The organism is Streptomyces altiplanensis (genome assembly GCF_053591575.1).
In genome coordinates, this window is the sequence record NZ_JBSFUB010000015.1 from 34,497 (window position 1) to 49,657 (window position 15,161).

General features: G+C 70.3%; 15 protein-coding genes. 5 read left to right on the forward strand and 10 right to left on the reverse strand.

Going from position 1 to position 15,161, the window contains the following annotated elements; genetic code table 11:
- Positions 1-35 precede the first annotated feature (35 nt).
- Positions 36-605 (reverse strand): acyl-CoA thioesterase, encoded by a 570-nt coding sequence (locus ACWD0Y_RS10265; RefSeq protein ID WP_450259934.1) that lies wholly within the window; start codon positions 603-605, stop codon positions 36-38.
- Between the two features lie 119 nt (positions 606-724).
- Here ACWD0Y_RS10265 and ACWD0Y_RS10270 point away from each other — a divergent pair, with 119 nt between their 5' ends.
- Positions 725-2,026: an LCP family protein gene (locus tag ACWD0Y_RS10270; RefSeq protein WP_450259935.1), complete on the forward strand. Its 1,302-nt coding sequence runs from the start codon at positions 725-727 to the stop codon at positions 2,024-2,026.
- A gap of 71 nt (positions 2,027-2,097) precedes the next feature.
- Here ACWD0Y_RS10270 and ACWD0Y_RS10275 read toward each other — a convergent pair whose 3' ends face one another.
- Positions 2,098-3,255, reverse strand: a complete 1,158-nt coding sequence (locus ACWD0Y_RS10275) for an acyl-CoA dehydrogenase family protein (RefSeq protein ID WP_450259936.1) — start codon at positions 3,253-3,255, stop codon at positions 2,098-2,100.
- Positions 3,256-3,433: 178 nt separating this feature from the next.
- Here ACWD0Y_RS10275 and ACWD0Y_RS10280 point away from each other — a divergent pair, with 178 nt between their 5' ends.
- Positions 3,434-4,780, forward strand: coding sequence for a UDP-glucose dehydrogenase family protein (locus ACWD0Y_RS10280; RefSeq protein ID WP_450259997.1), 1,347 nt, complete (start codon positions 3,434-3,436; stop codon positions 4,778-4,780).
- Positions 4,781-4,829: 49 nt separating this feature from the next.
- Here the strand turns inward: ACWD0Y_RS10280 and ACWD0Y_RS10285 are convergent, their stop codons facing one another.
- The 4 genes from ACWD0Y_RS10285 to ACWD0Y_RS10300 all read right to left on the reverse strand — a co-directional run bounded on the left by ACWD0Y_RS10285 (position 4,830) and on the right by ACWD0Y_RS10300 (position 8,013).
- Positions 4,830-5,018, reverse strand: coding sequence for a CGNR zinc finger domain-containing protein (locus ACWD0Y_RS10285; protein WP_450259937.1), 189 nt, complete (start codon positions 5,016-5,018; stop codon positions 4,830-4,832).
- A gap of 144 nt (positions 5,019-5,162) precedes the next feature.
- Positions 5,163-6,338, reverse strand: coding sequence for a dipeptidase (locus ACWD0Y_RS10290; protein ID WP_450259998.1), 1,176 nt, complete (start codon positions 6,336-6,338; stop codon positions 5,163-5,165).
- Between the two features lie 20 nt (positions 6,339-6,358).
- A complete protein-coding gene (purE, locus tag ACWD0Y_RS10295; protein WP_450259938.1) occupies positions 6,359-6,898 on the reverse strand; it encodes a 5-(carboxyamino)imidazole ribonucleotide mutase in 540 nt (179 codons plus the stop codon).
- Complete coding sequence (locus tag ACWD0Y_RS10300; RefSeq protein ID WP_450259999.1) at positions 6,895-8,013, reverse strand: 5-(carboxyamino)imidazole ribonucleotide synthase; 1,119 nt, start codon at positions 8,011-8,013, stop codon at positions 6,895-6,897. The genes purE and ACWD0Y_RS10300 overlap by 4 nt, the downstream gene beginning before the upstream one ends.
- Positions 8,014-8,236: 223 nt before the next feature.
- On the opposite strand from ACWD0Y_RS10300, the gene ACWD0Y_RS10305 reads away from it, so the two are divergent.
- The gene (locus ACWD0Y_RS10305) at positions 8,237-8,803 is read left to right on the forward strand and encodes a GtrA family protein (RefSeq protein ID WP_450259939.1); all 567 of its coding nucleotides are present in this window, start codon (positions 8,237-8,239) and stop codon (positions 8,801-8,803) included.
- Positions 8,804-8,835: 32 nt separating this feature from the next.
- Here ACWD0Y_RS10305 and ACWD0Y_RS10310 read toward each other — a convergent pair whose 3' ends face one another.
- Together ACWD0Y_RS10310 and ACWD0Y_RS10315 are read right to left on the reverse strand one after the other, a co-directional pair.
- Positions 8,836-10,101 carry an ATP-binding protein gene (locus ACWD0Y_RS10310; RefSeq protein ID WP_450259940.1) on the reverse strand — a complete coding sequence of 422 codons (1,266 nt, stop codon included), beginning with the start codon at positions 10,099-10,101 and terminating at the stop codon, positions 8,836-8,838.
- Positions 10,102-10,116: 15 nt separating this feature from the next.
- On the reverse strand, positions 10,117-10,794 hold the full coding sequence (locus tag ACWD0Y_RS10315) for a response regulator transcription factor (protein WP_450259941.1): 678 nt from the start codon (positions 10,792-10,794) through the stop codon (positions 10,117-10,119).
- Between the two features lie 422 nt (positions 10,795-11,216).
- Between ACWD0Y_RS10315 and ACWD0Y_RS10320 the strand changes: the two genes are divergently transcribed.
- Entirely contained in the window at positions 11,217-12,716 is a 1,500-nt protein-coding gene (locus ACWD0Y_RS10320; RefSeq protein WP_450259942.1) for a peptide MFS transporter, read from the forward strand.
- 203 nt (positions 12,717-12,919) lie between these two features.
- On the opposite strand, the gene ACWD0Y_RS10325 is transcribed toward ACWD0Y_RS10320, so the two are convergent.
- Both ACWD0Y_RS10325 and ACWD0Y_RS10330 read right to left on the reverse strand, forming a co-directional pair.
- Positions 12,920-13,411, reverse strand: coding sequence for an ATP-binding protein (locus ACWD0Y_RS10325; RefSeq protein ID WP_450259943.1), 492 nt, complete (start codon positions 13,409-13,411; stop codon positions 12,920-12,922).
- A gap of 193 nt (positions 13,412-13,604) precedes the next feature.
- Positions 13,605-13,973, reverse strand: coding sequence for an STAS domain-containing protein (locus ACWD0Y_RS10330; RefSeq protein WP_093800554.1), 369 nt, complete (start codon positions 13,971-13,973; stop codon positions 13,605-13,607).
- Between the two features lie 251 nt (positions 13,974-14,224).
- Between ACWD0Y_RS10330 and ACWD0Y_RS10335 the strand changes: the two genes are divergently transcribed.
- Complete coding sequence (locus tag ACWD0Y_RS10335) at positions 14,225-15,124, forward strand: RNA polymerase sigma factor SigF (RefSeq protein WP_450259944.1); 900 nt, start codon at positions 14,225-14,227, stop codon at positions 15,122-15,124.
- The last annotated feature ends 37 nt before the right edge of the window (positions 15,125-15,161 follow it).

Here is a 15,161-nt window from a genome sequence, read left to right on the forward strand (position 1 = left end):
TCCTCCGTGCCGGTCCTCCGCGTCAGCCCTCCGCGTCAGCCCTCCGCGTCCAGGCCCTCGGCGGCGCGCCTGTCCCGCAGCTCCTTGATCGCGCGGCGCCGCGCGAGGCGGTGCGTGCGCCGGATCTGGGCCTCCTGGTAGCGGCGCCGGTCGCGCTCCGTCTCGGGGACGACCGGCGGCACGCGGCGGGGCTTGCCGTCCGCGTCGACGGCGGCGAACACGAGGTAGGCGCTGCCGACCTGCGTGGCCGGGGTCGACTCGTTCCAGCGCTCGGCCAGGACCCGTACGCCGACCTCCATCGAGGACCGGCCCGTCCAGTTGACCTGGGCTTTCACATGGACCAGGTCCCCTACGCGCACCGGCTCCAGGAAGACCATCTCGTCCATGGACGCGGTGACGGCAGGCCCGCCGGAGTGCCGGCCGGCGACAGCGCCCGCCGCGTCGTCCACCAGCTTCATGATCACGCCGCCGTGCACCGTACCGAGGAGGTTGGTGTCGCTGCCGGTCATGATGTGGCTGAGCGTGGTGCGGGACGCGGAGGTGGGCTTGCCCGGAATATCGCCCGGCTGAAGTGTTCCGGTCGGAATGTGGGCCTGATCTGTCATGCCCTCCACCTTATGCGGGGGCTTGCGCGGGGGCGCATTGCATCAGGACTGCAACAGCCCTGACCCGATTTCCCACCCGCCCTGTAAGCGGCCCACCCCTTGCCTGCACACTGTTCCGCATGAGCGACTGGCCCGACGGATGGACCAACGACCGCGGCGACCGGCACGGACGCGGCAGCGGCAGCGCGCAGCCCGAGGGCGCGCGCGTGATGCGGCATGTGCAGCGCGGCCAGGTCCCGCCGCAGCCCGCCGCCCCCGTGCCCCCCGCGCCTCCGGCCCACGGTCCGGTGCCGGCGCAGCCGCAGGGGTACGACGACGGTTACGGCCGGGGCGGCCACGGCCAGGGGCACGGCGACGACGGCTACAACACGGGCCAGGTCTACGGCGGCGGACGCGTGTCTTCCGGCGGCCGGGGCCCCCGTCCGCCGCGCGGCGGCCCGGCCCCCGACTGGGGGCGCCGGATCAAGCTCGGGTCGCTGACGCTGGTCGTCGTGCTCCTCGCCGTCTCCATCGGTACGTACTTCTGGGCGGACTCCAAGCTCAAGCGCGAGGTCGACCTGGCGAAGGTCATCGACCGGCCCGAGGAGGGCGACGGCACCAATTACCTGATCGTGGGCTCGGACAGCCGCGAGGGCATGAGCGCCGACGACAAGAAGAAGCTGCACACCGGGTCGGCCGAGGGCAAGCGGACCGACTCGATGATGATCCTGCACGACGGCTCCAACGGCCCGACGCTCATCTCCCTGCCGCGCGACTCCGACGTGGAGATCCCGTCCTTCGTGGGCTCGGAGTCCGGCAAGAAGTTCCCGGCCCAGGGCCGGCGCGTGAAGCTGAACGCGGCGTACGCCGAGGACGGACCCGAGCTGCTGGTCCGTACCGTCGAGCACAACACCGGCCTGCGCATCGACCACTACGTCGAGATCGGCTTCGCCGGCTTCGCCAACATCGTGGACGCGATCGGCGGGGTGGAGATGGACATCCCGAAGGCGTTCAAGGACAAGAAGTCGGGCGCCGACTTCCAGGCCGGCAAGCAGACCCTCGACGGCGAGCAGTCGCTGGCCTTCGTCCGCACGCGGTACGCCTTCGCGGGCAGCGACCTGGACCGTACGAAGAACCAGCAGAAGTTCCTGGCGGCGCTGGCGAGCCAGACGGCGACGCCCGGCACGGTCCTCAACCCGTTCAAGCTCTACCCGACGATGGGCGCCGGCCTGGACACGCTCATCGTCGACAAGGACATGAGCCTGTGGTCCCTGGGCCAGATGTTCTTCGCGATGAAGGGCGTCACGGGCGGCGACGGCACGTCGATGAACATGCCGATCTCGGGCAGCAACGGCAGCAACCTGGTCTGGGACAAGGCGAAGGTCGCGCAGCTCGTGGAGCAGCTGAAGAACGACGAGAAGGTCACCGTCACCGGCAACTGACCGGTCACGCGGAAGGGGCCCGGACGGATCACCGTCCGGGCCCCTTCGCCGTGCGTGGCGTTCGCCGTGCGTTACGGCAGGTTGCGGGCCATGACGATCCGCTGGACCTGGTTCGTGCCCTCGTAGATCTGGGTGATCTTGGCGTCGCGCATCATGCGCTCGACCGGGTAGTCGCGGGTGTAGCCGTAGCCGCCGAGGAGCTGGACGGCGTCCGTGGTGGCCTCCATGGCGACGTCGGAGGCGAAGCACTTCGCCGCCGCGCCGAGGTAGGTGAGGTCGGCGTCGCCGCGCTCGGAGGCGGCGGCGGCCTGGTAGGTGAGGGCCCGGGCGGCGGAGATCTTCATCGCCATGTCGGCGAGCATGAACTGCACACCCTGGAAGTCGCCGATCGGCTTGCCGAACTGCTTGCGCTCCTGGACGTAGCCCTTGGCGTAGTCGAGCGCGCCCTGGGCGATGCCGAGGGCCTGGGCCGCGATCGTGATGCGGGTGTGGTCCAGGGTCTTCATCGCCGTGGCGAATCCGGTGCCCTCCTCGCCGATCATGCGGTCGGCGGGGATGCGCACGTTGTCGAGGTAGACCTCGCGGGTCGGCGAGCCCTTGATGCCGAGCTTCTTCTCCGGGGCGCCGAAGGAGACGCCCTCGTCGGACTTCTCGACGACGAAGGCACTGATGCCCTTGGAGCGCTTCGCCGGGTCGGTGACGGCCATCACCGTGTAGTACTCGCTGACGCCGGCGTTGGTGATCCACCGCTTGACGCCGTTGAGGACCCAGTAGTCGCCGTCGCGGACCGCCCTGGTCTTCATGCCCGCCGCGTCGGAACCCGCGTCCGGCTCGGAGAGGCAGTACGAGAACATGCCCTCGCCCCTGGCGAGCGGCGCCATGTACTTCTTCTTCAGCTCTTCGCTGCCGGAGAGGATGACCGGGAGCGAGCCGAGCTTGTTGACCGCCGGGATCAGGGAGGAGGAGGCGCAGACGCGCGCGACCTCCTCGATGACGATGACGGTGGCCAGCGCGTCGGCGCCCGCGCCGCCGTAGGCCTCCGGGACGTGGATGGCCTGGAGGTCGTTGGCGACCAGGGCGTCCAGCGCCTCCTGCGGGAAGCGGGACTCCTCGTCGACCGCCGCGGCGTACGGCGCGATCTTCGCCTCGGCGAGCGAGCGGACCGCGTCACGGAGCATGTCGTGCTCTTCGGACGGGCGGTACAGGTCGAAATCAGGCGAGCCTGCCAAGGTCTCTCACTCCCCAAGGATGCTAACTACCGTTAAGTAACCCAATTTTAGTGGGCGCCCCGCCCCCAGGGATACGTGAGTTTGCCGACAGAGGCGTGACACGGGGAAAACGTCCCCGCCGACGGGCGCGACTATGCTCGGGCGGCGAATGTCTGCCCGTACCTTCCTGGAGCACTACATGGCCCTCAAGATCACCGTGATCGGCACCGGCTACCTCGGCGCCACCCACGCCGCGGCCATGGCTGAGCTGGGCTTCGAAGTCCTCGGCCTCGATGTCGTGCCCGAGAAGATCGAGATGCTGGCGGCCGGCCGGGTCCCCATGTACGAACCCGGACTCGAAGAGCTGCTGCGCAAGCACGTCGCGGGGATCGAGGGGTCGACCGGGCGGCTGCGCTTCACGACGTCGTGGGAGGAGGTCGGCGCGTTCGGCGACGTGCACTTCGTGTGCGTGAACACGCCGCAGAAGCGCGGCGAGTACGCGTGCGACATGAGTTACGTCGACTCCGCCTTCGCCTCGCTCGCGCCGCAGCTGACCCGGCCCGCCCTCGTCGTCGGCAAGTCCACGGTCCCGGTCGGCAGCGCCGCCCGGCTCGCGGCGCTGCTCGCCGAGCGGTCGCCCGTGGGGGCGGACGCGGAGCTCGCGTGGAACCCGGAGTTCCTGCGCGAGGGCTTCGCCGTGCAGGACACGCTGCACCCGGACCGGATCGTGGTGGGTGTGGAGAGCGAGCGCGCGGAGAAGCTGCTGCGCGAGGTGTACGGCGGGCCGATCGAGGAGGGGTCGCCGTTCGTGGTGACGGACTTCCCGACGGCCGAGCTGGTGAAGACGTCCGCGAACTCGTTCCTGGCGACGAAGATCTCGTTCATCAACGCCATGGCGGAGGTGTGCGAGGCCGCCGACGGCGACGTGGTGAAGCTGGCCGAGGCGATCGGGTACGACGAGCGGATCGGGAAGAAGTTCCTGCGGGCCGGGATCGGCTTCGGCGGCGGCTGCCTGCCGAAGGACATCCGGGCGTTCATGGCGCGCGCCGGTGAGCTGGGCGCCGACCAGGCCCTGACCTTCCTGCGCGAGGTCGACTCGATCAACATGCGGCGCCGTGGCCACATGGTCGAGCTGGCGCGCGAGGCGGTGGGCGGCAACGGCGGCTTCCTGGGGAAGCGGGTCGCGGTGCTGGGCGCGACGTTCAAGCCGGACTCGGACGACGTACGGGACTCGCCGGCGCTCAATGTCGCCGGACAGATCCACCTCCAGGGCGGCCAGGTCACGGTCTACGACCCGAAGGGCATGGAGAACGCGCAGCGCCTCTTCCCGACCCTCGGGTACGCCCCGACCGCGCTCGAAGCGGTGCGTGGCGCTGATGTGGTGCTGCACCTGACGGAGTGGCGCGAGTTCCGGGAGCTGGACCCGGTGGAGCTGGGCGAGGCGGCCTCGGCACGGCTGATCCTGGACGGACGCAACGCGCTGGATCCGGAGCTGTGGCGCGGAGCGGGCTGGACGTACCGGGCCATGGGGCGGCCGAAGGCGTAGCGGCGGCCGGTGTTCCGACGAGGGCGCCCTCCCGCGCGGGGGCGCCCTCCTACGTTTTCGCGCGGCCGGCGCGGTACCCGCGCGTCTTGGCCCGGCTGCCGCAGACCGCCGTCGAGCACCAGCGGCTCCGGCCCGCCGGACTGCGGTCGTAATACGCCCACCGGCAGTCCTGGGCCTCGCACGCCTTGAGGCGCGGCCAGGCCCCCTCGGCGGCCGCCGTCGCGCTGGCCGCTGTCACGGTGGCGGGAGGGGACGCGCCGGGGCGCTCCCCGCAGGGCGTCGAACGCAGCCACCCCGAAGCGGTCCCCGGTGCCCGAACGTTCGGCGCCCGAGGAGACGCCCCGGCACGGCACCGACCCCGAAGCCCCCGCCCCGCCCCGGCCTACCCGTCCAGCTCGCTCAGCGTCGCGTTCGACGGGGGAAGGTGCCGGAGCCCCGCGGCCACCGACTCCGCGTCGCGCAGGGCCCGTACCGCGTTGTGCCAGGTCAGCTTCGCCAGGTCGGCGTCCGACCACCCACGCCGCAGCAGCTCCGCGACCAGGTTCGGATAGCCGGCCACGTCCTCCAGGCCGGCCGGGGTGAAGGCCGTCCCGTCGTAGTCGCCGCCGATGCCGATGTGGTCCACACCCGCGACCTCGCGCATGTGGTCCAGGTGGTCGGCCACCGTGGCCACCGTCGCGACCGGTCGCGGGTTCGCCTCCTCGAAGGCCCGGTGGACCTTCATCGCGTCCGCCGTCGTGTCCAGGTGGTGCAGCCCGTGCGCCCGCATGTTCTCGTCCGCGCGCCGCGTCCACTCCACCGCCTCCGGCAGCACGAACTTCGGCACGAACGTCGCCATGGCCACGCCCCCGTTCGCCGGGAGCAGTTCCAGTACGTCGTCCGGAATGTTGCGCGGGTGGTCGCACACCGCCCGCGCCGACGAGTGCGAGAAGATCACCGGGGCCACCGAGGTGGCCAGCGCCGCCCGCATCGTCGTGGCCGCCACGTGGGACAGGTCCACCAGCATGCCGACGCGGTTCATCTCGCGGACCACCTCGTGGCCGAACGGCGAGAGCCCTCCGACCCCCGGCTCGTCCGTGGCCGAGTCCGCCCACGCGATGTTGTCGTTGTGCGTCAGGGTCATGTACCGGACGCCCAGCGTGTGCAGCGCCCGCAGCGTGGCCAGGGAGTTGTTGATCGAGTGCCCGCCCTCGGCGCCCATCAACGACGCGATCCGCCCGGCGCCCCGCGCCGCCTCCATCTCGTCCGCCGTCGTCGCCCGCGCAAGGTCGCCCGGGTAGCGCGCCAGCAGCTGACCGACGACGTCGATCTGCTCCAGCGTCGCGCTGACCGCCGCGTCCCCCGCCAGGTCGGACCGCACGTACACGGACCAGAACTGCGCGCCCACGCCCCCCGCCCGCAGGCGGGGGATGTCGGTGTGGAGGCAGGCCGACTGGTCGGCGGCGATGTCGCGCCGGTCCAGGTCGTACCGGACCTGCTCGCGCAGCGCCCACGGCAGGTCGTTGTGACCGTCGGCCACCGGGTGCGCGGCGAGCAGCTCGCGCGCCCGGTCGGTCAGCCGGCCGTGCTCCACGGGCGTCACTTGCCGAAGCCGAACGAGTCCGCGCCCATCGCCTTCGCGCGCAGCCGCTTGCCCTTCTCCGTCGCCTGGTCGTTGAGCTCCTGCTGGAACTCCCGCATGCGGCCGAGGAGTTCGGGATCGTGCGCCGCGAGCATGCGCGTCGCCAGCAGCCCCGCGTTGCGCGCCCCCGCCACCGACACCGTGGCCACCGGCACGCCGGCCGGCATCTGCACGATGGACAGGAGCGAGTCCATCCCGTCGAGGTACTTGAGCGGGACCGGTACGCCGATGACCGGCAGCGGCGTGACCGAGGCCAGCATGCCCGGCAGGTGCGCCGCGCCGCCCGCGCCCGCGATGATCACCTTGAGGCCGCGGCCGTCCGCCTCCTCGCCGTACGCGATCATCTCGCGCGGCATCCGGTGCGCCGAGACGACGTCGACCTCGTACGGAATCGAGAACTCGTCCAGGACCTTGGCCGCCGCCTCCATGACGGGCCAGTCGGAGTCCGACCCCATCACGATGCCGACTACGGGAGCGGAAGCAGCAGGAGTCGTCATTCGGTGATCGTTCCTCGCAGGTAGCCGGCGGCGTGACGGGCGCGCTCCAGCGCGTCGTCGAGGTCGTCGCCGTAGGTGTTGACGTGGCCGACCTTGCGGCCGGGCTTCACGTCCTTTCCGTACATGTGGATCTTGAGCTGCGGGTCGCGCGCCATGCAGTGCAGGTACGCCTGGTACATGTCCGGGTAGTCGCCGCCGAGGACGTTCGCCATGACCGTCCACTTCGCGCGCGGGCGCGGATCGCCGAGCGGCAGGTCCAGGACGGCCCTGACGTGGTTCGCGAACTGCGACGTCATCGCGCCGTCCTGCGTCCAGTGGCCCGAGTTGTGCGGGCGCATCGCCAGCTCGTTGACGAGGATGCGGCCGTCCGTCGTCTCGAAGAGCTCGACGGCGAGGTGGCCGACGACGCCGAGTTCCTTCGCGATGCGCAGCGCCAGGGTCTGCGCCTGCCCGCCGAGCTCCTCGGAGAGGCCGGGCGCCGGGGCGATCACGGTGTCGCAGACGCCGTCGACCTGCCGCGACTCGACGACCGGGTAGGCGACGGCCTGGCCGTGCGGGGAGCGGACGATGTTCGCCGCCAGTTCCCGTACGAAGTCGACCTTCTCCTCGGCGAGGACGGGGACGCCGGCCCTGAAGGGCTCCTCGGCGTCCTCCTCGCCGCGTACGAACCAGACGCCCTTGCCGTCGTATCCGCCGCGAACGGTCTTCAGGATCACCGGGAAGCCGCCGGTCTCGGCGGCGAACGCCGCCGCGTCCGCCGGGTCGCTCACGATGCGGTGGCGCGGGCAGGGCGCTCCGATCTCCATGAGCTTCGCTCGCATCACGCCCTTGTCCTGGGCGTGCACCAGTGCGTCGGGTCCCGGCCGGACGGGGATGCCGTCCGCCTCCAGGGCCCGCAGGTGCTCGGTCGGGACGTGCTCGTGATCGAAGGTGATCACGTCGCAGCCGCGCGCGAAGTCACGCAGCGTGTCCAGATCGCGGTAGTCGCCGACGACGACGTCGCCGACGACCTGGGCCGCCGAGTCCTGGGGTGTGTCACTGAGGAGCTTGAATCTGATGCCGAGGGGGATACCGGCCTCGTGGGTCATACGGGCGAGCTGACCGCCACCGACCATGCCGACTACGGGGAACGTCACTCCTCCAGGGTATCCGCAGGCCCGCGGCCCCCTGTCCGCGCGCCCGCCGGCGCACCCCTCACCCGCCGTCACGGGACCGGCACGTCTTCGACGGCGCCCGCGAACATCCTGGAGGGCCGCTGGTTAGCATGGCTGGGTCGACGGCACCGACCGGCAGTCGACCACGGGGCGACACCGACCGAAACGGGGCTGAGCGATCACCATGAGTGGACGGGACGGCGGCCCTTTGCGAAGGCGCCTGGAGCGGTTCGGGCGCGAATTCGCGAAGTTCGGCGCGATCGGCGGTCTGGGGCTCCTCGTCGACCTCGGCGTCTTCAACCTCCTGCGCCACCTCACGGACGTTCCCGTCGTGCGGGCGAGCATCGCCGCCACGGTGGTCGCGATCGGCTTCAACTACCTGGGCTTCCGCTACTTCACGTACCGCGAGCGCGACAAGAACCGCAGGACCAGGGAGCTCACGCTCTTCCTGCTGTTCAGCGTGGCCGGCCTGGTGATCCAGAGCGGGGTGCTGTACACCGCGACGTACGGCTTCGGCTGGGACAGCCCGCTCCAGAGCAACGCCTTCAAGTTCCTCGGCATCGGCATCGCGACCGTCTTCCGCTTCTGGTCGTACCGCACCTGGGTCTTCCGGAAGCTGCCCGAGCGCGACGCCGTGGAGAGCGACGACATAGAGCCCGGCGCCGTGGAGACCGGCGCCGTGAAGGCCGCGGAGTCGGATCCGCTTCTGGACGCCCCCGCCCCGCGGGTCCCCGCCGACCGCGTCGTCTGACCGCCGGCCGCGTCACCTGACCGTCGGCCGCGTCACCTGACCGTCGGCTCCGGCTCCTGCCTGGGGCGCGTCACCCTGCTCAGGAAGAGCGCGAACACCGGCGGCTGCTGCTGGAGCATCTCCAGACGGCCGCCGTCCGCCTCCGCCAGGTCACGTGCGACGGCCAGGCCGATTCCCGTCGAGTTGCGGCCGCTGATGGACCGCTCGAAGATCCGCGCGCCGAGGTCGGCGGGCACCCCCGGGCCCTCGTCGGTCACCTCGATGACGGCCTGGTTGCCGGTGACGCGGGTACGCAGGGCGACCGTACCGCCACCGTGCATCAGGGAATTCTCGATCAGCGCGGCCAGCACCTGGGCGACCGCGCCCGGCGTGCCGACGGCCTGCATGCCGTGCTTGCCCGAGTGCACGATGGCCCGGCCCGCGCTGCGGTAGGCCGGGCGCCACTCCTCGATCTGCTGCTTGACGACCTCGTCGAGGTCGAAGACGACGGCGGAGCCCGTGCGCGGGTCGCGGGAATTGGTGAGCAGCCGCTGCACGACGTCGGTGAGCCGCTCGACCTGCGTCAGCGCGATCGTCGCCTCCTCCTTCACCGTGTCCAGGTCCTCGGTGAGGGTGATCTCCTCCAGCCGCATGGAGAGCGCGGTCAGCGGCGTGCGGAGCTGGTGGGAGGCGTCGGCGGCGAGCCGGCGCTCGGCGGTCAGCATCCGGGCGATCCGCTCGGCGCTGGAGTCGAGCACGTCGGCGACCCGGTCGAGCTCGGGCACGCCGTACCGCTTGTGGCGGGGGCGCGGATCGCCGGAACCCAGGCGCTCGGCGGTCTCGGCGAGGTCGGTGAGCGGGGAGGCGAGCCGGTTGGCCTGGCGTACGGCGAGGAGGACCGCGGCGATCACGGCGAGCAGCGCCACCGCGCCGATGATCAGCAGCGTACGGCCGACCTCGTCGGTGACGGTGGAGCGGGACTCCTGGACGGTGACCTTCTCGCCGGTCCCGCTCCGCGCGACGCCCTCGATGACGCTGCCCTCGGGGCGCTCGCCGATCTCGATGGGGGCGCGGCCCGGGATGTCGATGCGGGCGTACCGCCGGGGGTCGATCTGCTCGCCCAGCACCCCCGGGTTGACGCTCTCCTCACCGAGGAGACGGCTCTCCACGACGCTGATCAGGCGCAGCGCCTCGGAGTCGACGCTCTCCTGGGCGCTGTTGCTGATGGTGCGGGTCTCCACGATGACCAGGGAGACGCCGAAGACTGCGATGACGACGAGCACCACGGCGAGCGTGGAGTTGATCAGGCGGCGGCGCATGGCTGTGTGTGTACGTCAGCTCTTCTCGAAGCGGAAGCCGACGCCCCGCACGGTGGCGATGTAGCGCGGGTTGGCGGCGTCGTCGCCGAGCTTCTTGCGGAGCCACGAGATGTGCATGTCGAGGGTCTTGGTCGACGACCACCAGGTGGTGTCCCAGACCTCGCGCATCAGCTGGTCGCGGGTGACGACCCGGCCGGCGTCCCGGACGAGGACCCGCAGCAGGTCGAACTCCTTGGCGGTGAGCTGGAGTTCCTCCTCGCCCATCCAGGCGCGGTGCGACTCGACGTCGATCCGCACGCCGTGGGTGGCGGGCGCGGGGGCGTGGTCGCCGGCGCCGCGCCGCAGGAGGGCCCGTACGCGGGCGAGGAGCTCGGCGAGACGGAACGGCTTGGTGACGTAGTCGTCGGCGCCGGCGTCGAGGCCAACGACGGTGTCCACCTCGTCGGCGCGGGCGGTCAGCACCAGGATCGGGATGGTGTGGCCCTCGGCGCGCAGCCGGCGGGCGACCTCCAGGCCGTCCATGCCGGGCAGCCCCAGGTCGAGCACGACCAGGTCGACGCCGCCCTGGAGGCCGGCGTCGAGCGCGGACGGACCGTCCTCGCGCACCTCGACCTCGTAACCCTCCCGACGCAGGGCGCGGGCCAGTGGCTCCGAGATGGAGGCGTCGTCCTCGGCGAGCAGTACACGGGTCATGGAGTGATGGTAGTCCGCGAGAGGTACGGGGTGTGGTCGGTCACCGAGTGATCGTTCCGGCCTGCGGCCCTGGGATGCGATCCTGGTATCGACCTTCGAATCAGGCCCCTTGGTTCCAAGGTCACCTGTGATCCATCTCTCAACCTCTTCCATATGGGGCACTGTCGTGACGTATGGTGGCGAGACTGCTTTATCACGACTCAGTGGCCTTTGGCCTGTCATACACGCCGAAGGTCTCTTTTTTCTGTGCGGGGTTGGCGCTGCCGGCCCGGCAGGGAACGACCTTTGGGCCGGGCCCCTCACGCGATGGCGCGCGGAGGGAGTTGATCCTGGCGCGGACTGCTCCGCGTCGGTGCCGGCCGCCCCCACCGGGCGCGTATCCGCTCACGAGGCGGACGCGTCCCGAGCAAGCAAGGATCACCATGGCGTCCAGCCTGACGAAGGACACCCCCGAGGCCGCCCCGGGCGGGAAGACCTTCCTCGGCCACCCCCTCGGCCTGCCCATCCTCTTCCTGACGGAGATGTGGGAGCGGTACAGCTTCTACGGCATGCGCGCGCTGCTCGTGCTCTATCTCTCGGCCACGGTGGCCGACGGCGGTCTGGGCTTCGACACGGCCACGGCCGTCGCGATCTACAGCGTGTACAACGCGATGGTCTACCTGCTCGCCCTTCCCGGCGGCTGGTTCGGCGACCGCGTCTGGGGCGCCCGCAAGACCGTGGCCGTGTCCGGCACGATCATCATGGTCGGGCACTTCCTGCTGGCCGTGCCGCTGGAGATCTCGTTCTTCGCCGGTCTGGTACTCATCGCGGCCGGCTCGGGCCTGCTCAAGGCCAACATCTCCACGATGGTCGGCCACCTGTACCCGGACAAGAACGACCCGCGTCGTGACGGTGGCTTCACCATCTTCTACATGGGCATCAACCTCGGTGCCTTCATCGCGCCGTTGACCATCGGCTACGTCGGCCAGCAGGTCAACTGGCACTACGGCTTCGCCATGGCCGGCGTCGGCATGGCCCTGGGCCTCGTCTGCTTCCTCCTGGGCTCCCGCACCCTGGCCAAGGAGAGCAACCTCGTCCCGGCCCCGCTCTCCGACGTCGAGCGGGCCGCCGTCATCAAGAAGGTGCTGATCTGGCTGGCCGTCGCGGCCGTCGCGTACGGCATCGTCGGCGGCAGCGGTTCCTTCACCATCGACTGGGTGCTGTGGCCGCTGACCATCCTGGGCCTGGTACTGCCCGCGTACTACATCTTCCGCGTCAAGCGCGACCCCGAGCTCGACGCCGTCGAGAAGTCCCGCATGTCGGCGTACGTCTGGTTCTTCGTCGCCGCCGCCGTCTTCTGGGGCATCTACGACCAGACCGGTTCCACGCTGAGCCTGTTCGCCGAGAGGAACACCGCCACCGACCTGTTCGGCTTCGACTTCCCGGCCAGCTGGTTCCAGTCGCTCAACCCGCTGTACGTGATGGCTCTGGCCCCGGTCTTCGCCTGGGTCTGGGTGGCGCTCAACCGCCGCTCCAAGGAGCCGAGCACGCTGGTGAAGTTCGCCTTCGGCCTGGTGCTCGTCGGCCTCTCCTTCGGCGTGATGATGCTGGCGCAGACCGCGGCCGCGGGCGGCGCGATGGTCACCCCGCTGTGGCTGGCCGCCGTGTACCTCCTCCAGACGGTCGGCGAGCTGACCCTCTCTCCGGTCGGCCTGTCGCTCACGACGAAGCTGGCCCCCGCGAAGTACGCGAGCCAGATGATGGGTGTCTGGTTCCTGGCCGTGACGGCCGGTGACTCGGTCATCGCGCTGCTCCAGCTGCTGGGCGCGCCGACGGACACCGAGTTCTGGTTCGCCAGCCAGGGCGCGCTCGCCGTCCTCGCCGGCGTCGCCATCTTCATGTACCGCAAGAAGGTCCAGCCGCTCATGGGCGGCGTGCACTGACACGCTGAAGAAGGAAGGGCCGCCGCACCGATCCGGTGCGGCGGCCCTTCTCGTTCACGACGTGCGCGAGGCGTTGTCCGGCCGCGCGTCCGGCGGGACACCCCGCCGGGGCAAGAAGGCGGGACACCCCGCTTCCGGGCAAGAAGAAAGTGCACGCCGGGCCGACGTGCACCAGAAGAACCGTGAACCGCCGGTACGGCGGGCTACGCAGGAGCGGCGAGTTCCGCCCAGACCGTCTTGCCGGGGGAGTCCTGGGTCCGCTCGACCCCCCAGTCGAGACACAGCCGCTGCACGATGAACATGCCGTGGCCGCCGGGCCGTCCCGCCCGGTGCGGCGTACGCGGGGCCGGCTGGCCCGCGCCGCGGTCGACGACCTCCAGGCGCAGCACCTTGCCGTCGCACGCGACGCGCAGCTCTTCCGGCCCCTCGGCGTGCAGGCAGGCGTTGGTGACCAGTTCGGAGACGACCAGCAGGACGTCCTCGGCGGCGGCCCGCCGGTCGGCCGACGAAGCGGGGAGCCAGCCCCAGTCGTACAGCGCCTGGCGGGTGAAGTCGCGAGCCAGCGGCACGATGCCGCTGGCACTGCTCAGCGCCAGGGAACGCGCCTGGTCGGCGGCGGACACGGCAGAGGCCGAGCTGTGGCTCGCAGCCTCCGGGCCGAGATCGCCCGACCGAGGCTGCCGGGTGGTGCTCATCAGCGCTTCACCTCACCGATTCGCCAATTCATCAATTCATCACTGCAGGAACATGGGAGCTTTCGGAGCCCCCGGGGTCGTCAGGCTCAGAGACCTCCTGCCCGGCCGAACCGTGAGAACACCCACTTTTTCGGGACGGACGTGCGACACGGGCAACCAACCGGTCGGCAGAAGGCGCCGCAAGGGCCGGAATTCAGTCTTCCATTGCGGCTTCGAGCGACTCGTGGATCGTGAAGACGGCCTCGGCCCCGGTGATCTCGAAGACCCTGGCCACTACCGGCTGCATCCCGGCCAAGTGGACTCCTCCCCCGGCCGCTTCGGCCTTGAGGCGAGCACCGAGCAGCACGTTGAGCCCGGTGGAATCGCAGAAATCGAGCGACGAGCAGTCGATGACCAGGCGCGAACGCCCGGCTTCGACCGCGTTTTCCAGAGGCTCGCGGAGCAGCTCGGCGGTGTGGTGGTCCAGCTCACCCGCCGGCGTGACAATCTCGCTCCGGCCCTCGGTCCGAACTGCGACCCGGAGCCGACCCCGGTTCGCGCTGCCGACCGTCCCGCGCTCCATGCCCGTCTCGTCTCTCTTCGCAGTCGTGGCTGTCATTGACGTGCCAGAACCTTACGCCTTCTGTGCGCCGATCGGTACCCGAAGACCCGTGCAATACCCACTAATTCAGACATAAGGAACTTGCAACTGTCGGTCAAGAGCGGGTAGGGCTAGTAGGGACACAACCAACACGACCGGCTTTGGAGGCGCCGCACATCGCACGCAGACGTATCGGCATCGGCAGCCATATGCCGAGAACGATGGAGGACACCATGTCACCCCGGCTCGACGACCCGCGAACGCTCCCCCCACAGCAGACCGCGACGTCGACACCCCCACCCGAGCAGATCGAGACCGGATCCGAGGGCCTTGAAGGGCTCCCGGAGATCCCCCCCTACGACCAGGTGGGGCCGCTGGACGCCAGGGCACTGTCGAAGACGCTCTTCGGGCGTCTGGAAACCCTCGAAGAGGGAACGCACGAGTACGCGTACGTCCGCAACACACTCGTCGAACTCAACCTGGCCCTGGTCAAGTTCGCCGCTTCCCGGTTCCGCTCCCGCAGCGAACCGATGGAGGACATCATCCAGGTCGGCACCATCGGCCTGATCAAGGCGATCGACCGGTTCGAACTCAGCAGAGGCGTCGAGTTCCCGACCTTCGCGATGCCGACGATCGTCGGCGAGATCAAGCGGTTCTTCCGTGACACCTCCTGGTCGGTCCGCGTGCCGCGGCGCCTCCAGGAACTGCGGCTGGACCTCGCCAAGGCCGGTGACGAGCTCGCCCAGCAGCTCGACCGCTCCCCCACGGTGAGTGAACTCGCCGAGCGCCTCGGCCTCACCAACGAAGAGGTCGTCGAGGGCATGGCCGCGAGCAACGCGTACACCGCGAGCTCGCTGGACGCCCAGCCCGAGGAGGACGACTCCGAGGGCGCGCTGGCCGACCGCATCGGTTACGAGGACCACGGGCTCGAAGGCATCGAGTACATCGAATCCCTGAAGCCGCTGATCGCCGGGCTCCCCTCGCGGGACCGGAAGATCCTCTCGCTGCGCTTCGTCGCCAACATGACGCAGTCCGAGATCGGCGACGAGCTCGGCATCTCGCAGATGCACGTGTCACGCCTGCTGTCGCGCACGCTGACCAAGCTGCGCAAGGGCCTGACGCTGGAGGAGTGACGCCTCGGCGTACACGTGAACGAGCACGTGAAGGAGT

Bases quoted from the DNA above. Each gene is read 5' to 3' on its own strand.
- ACWD0Y_RS10265 (WP_450259934.1), bottom strand. From the start codon at position 605: ATGACAGATCAGGCCCACATTCCGACCGGAACACTTCAGCCGGGCGAT.
- ACWD0Y_RS10270 (WP_450259935.1), top strand. From the start codon at position 725: ATGAGCGACTGGCCCGACGGATGGACCAACGACCGCGGCGACCGGCAC.
- ACWD0Y_RS10280 (WP_450259997.1), top strand. From the start codon at position 3,434: ATGGCCCTCAAGATCACCGTGATCGGCACCGGCTACCTCGGCGCCACC.
- purE (WP_450259938.1), bottom strand. From the start codon at position 6,898: ATGACGACTCCTGCTGCTTCCGCTCCCGTAGTCGGCATCGTGATGGGG.
- ACWD0Y_RS10300 (WP_450259999.1), bottom strand. From the start codon at position 8,013: ATGGTCGGTGGCGGTCAGCTCGCCCGTATGACCCACGAGGCCGGTATC.
- ACWD0Y_RS10305 (WP_450259939.1), top strand. From the start codon at position 8,237: ATGAGTGGACGGGACGGCGGCCCTTTGCGAAGGCGCCTGGAGCGGTTC.
- ACWD0Y_RS10310 (WP_450259940.1), bottom strand. From the start codon at position 10,101: ATGCGCCGCCGCCTGATCAACTCCACGCTCGCCGTGGTGCTCGTCGTC.
- ACWD0Y_RS10315 (WP_450259941.1), bottom strand. From the start codon at position 10,794: ATGACCCGTGTACTGCTCGCCGAGGACGACGCCTCCATCTCGGAGCCA.
- ACWD0Y_RS10320 (WP_450259942.1), top strand. From the start codon at position 11,217: ATGGCGTCCAGCCTGACGAAGGACACCCCCGAGGCCGCCCCGGGCGGG.
- ACWD0Y_RS10325 (WP_450259943.1), bottom strand. From the start codon at position 13,411: ATGAGCACCACCCGGCAGCCTCGGTCGGGCGATCTCGGCCCGGAGGCT.
- ACWD0Y_RS10330 (WP_093800554.1), bottom strand. From the start codon at position 13,973: ATGGAGCGCGGGACGGTCGGCAGCGCGAACCGGGGTCGGCTCCGGGTC.
- ACWD0Y_RS10335 (WP_450259944.1), top strand. From the start codon at position 14,225: ATGTCACCCCGGCTCGACGACCCGCGAACGCTCCCCCCACAGCAGACC.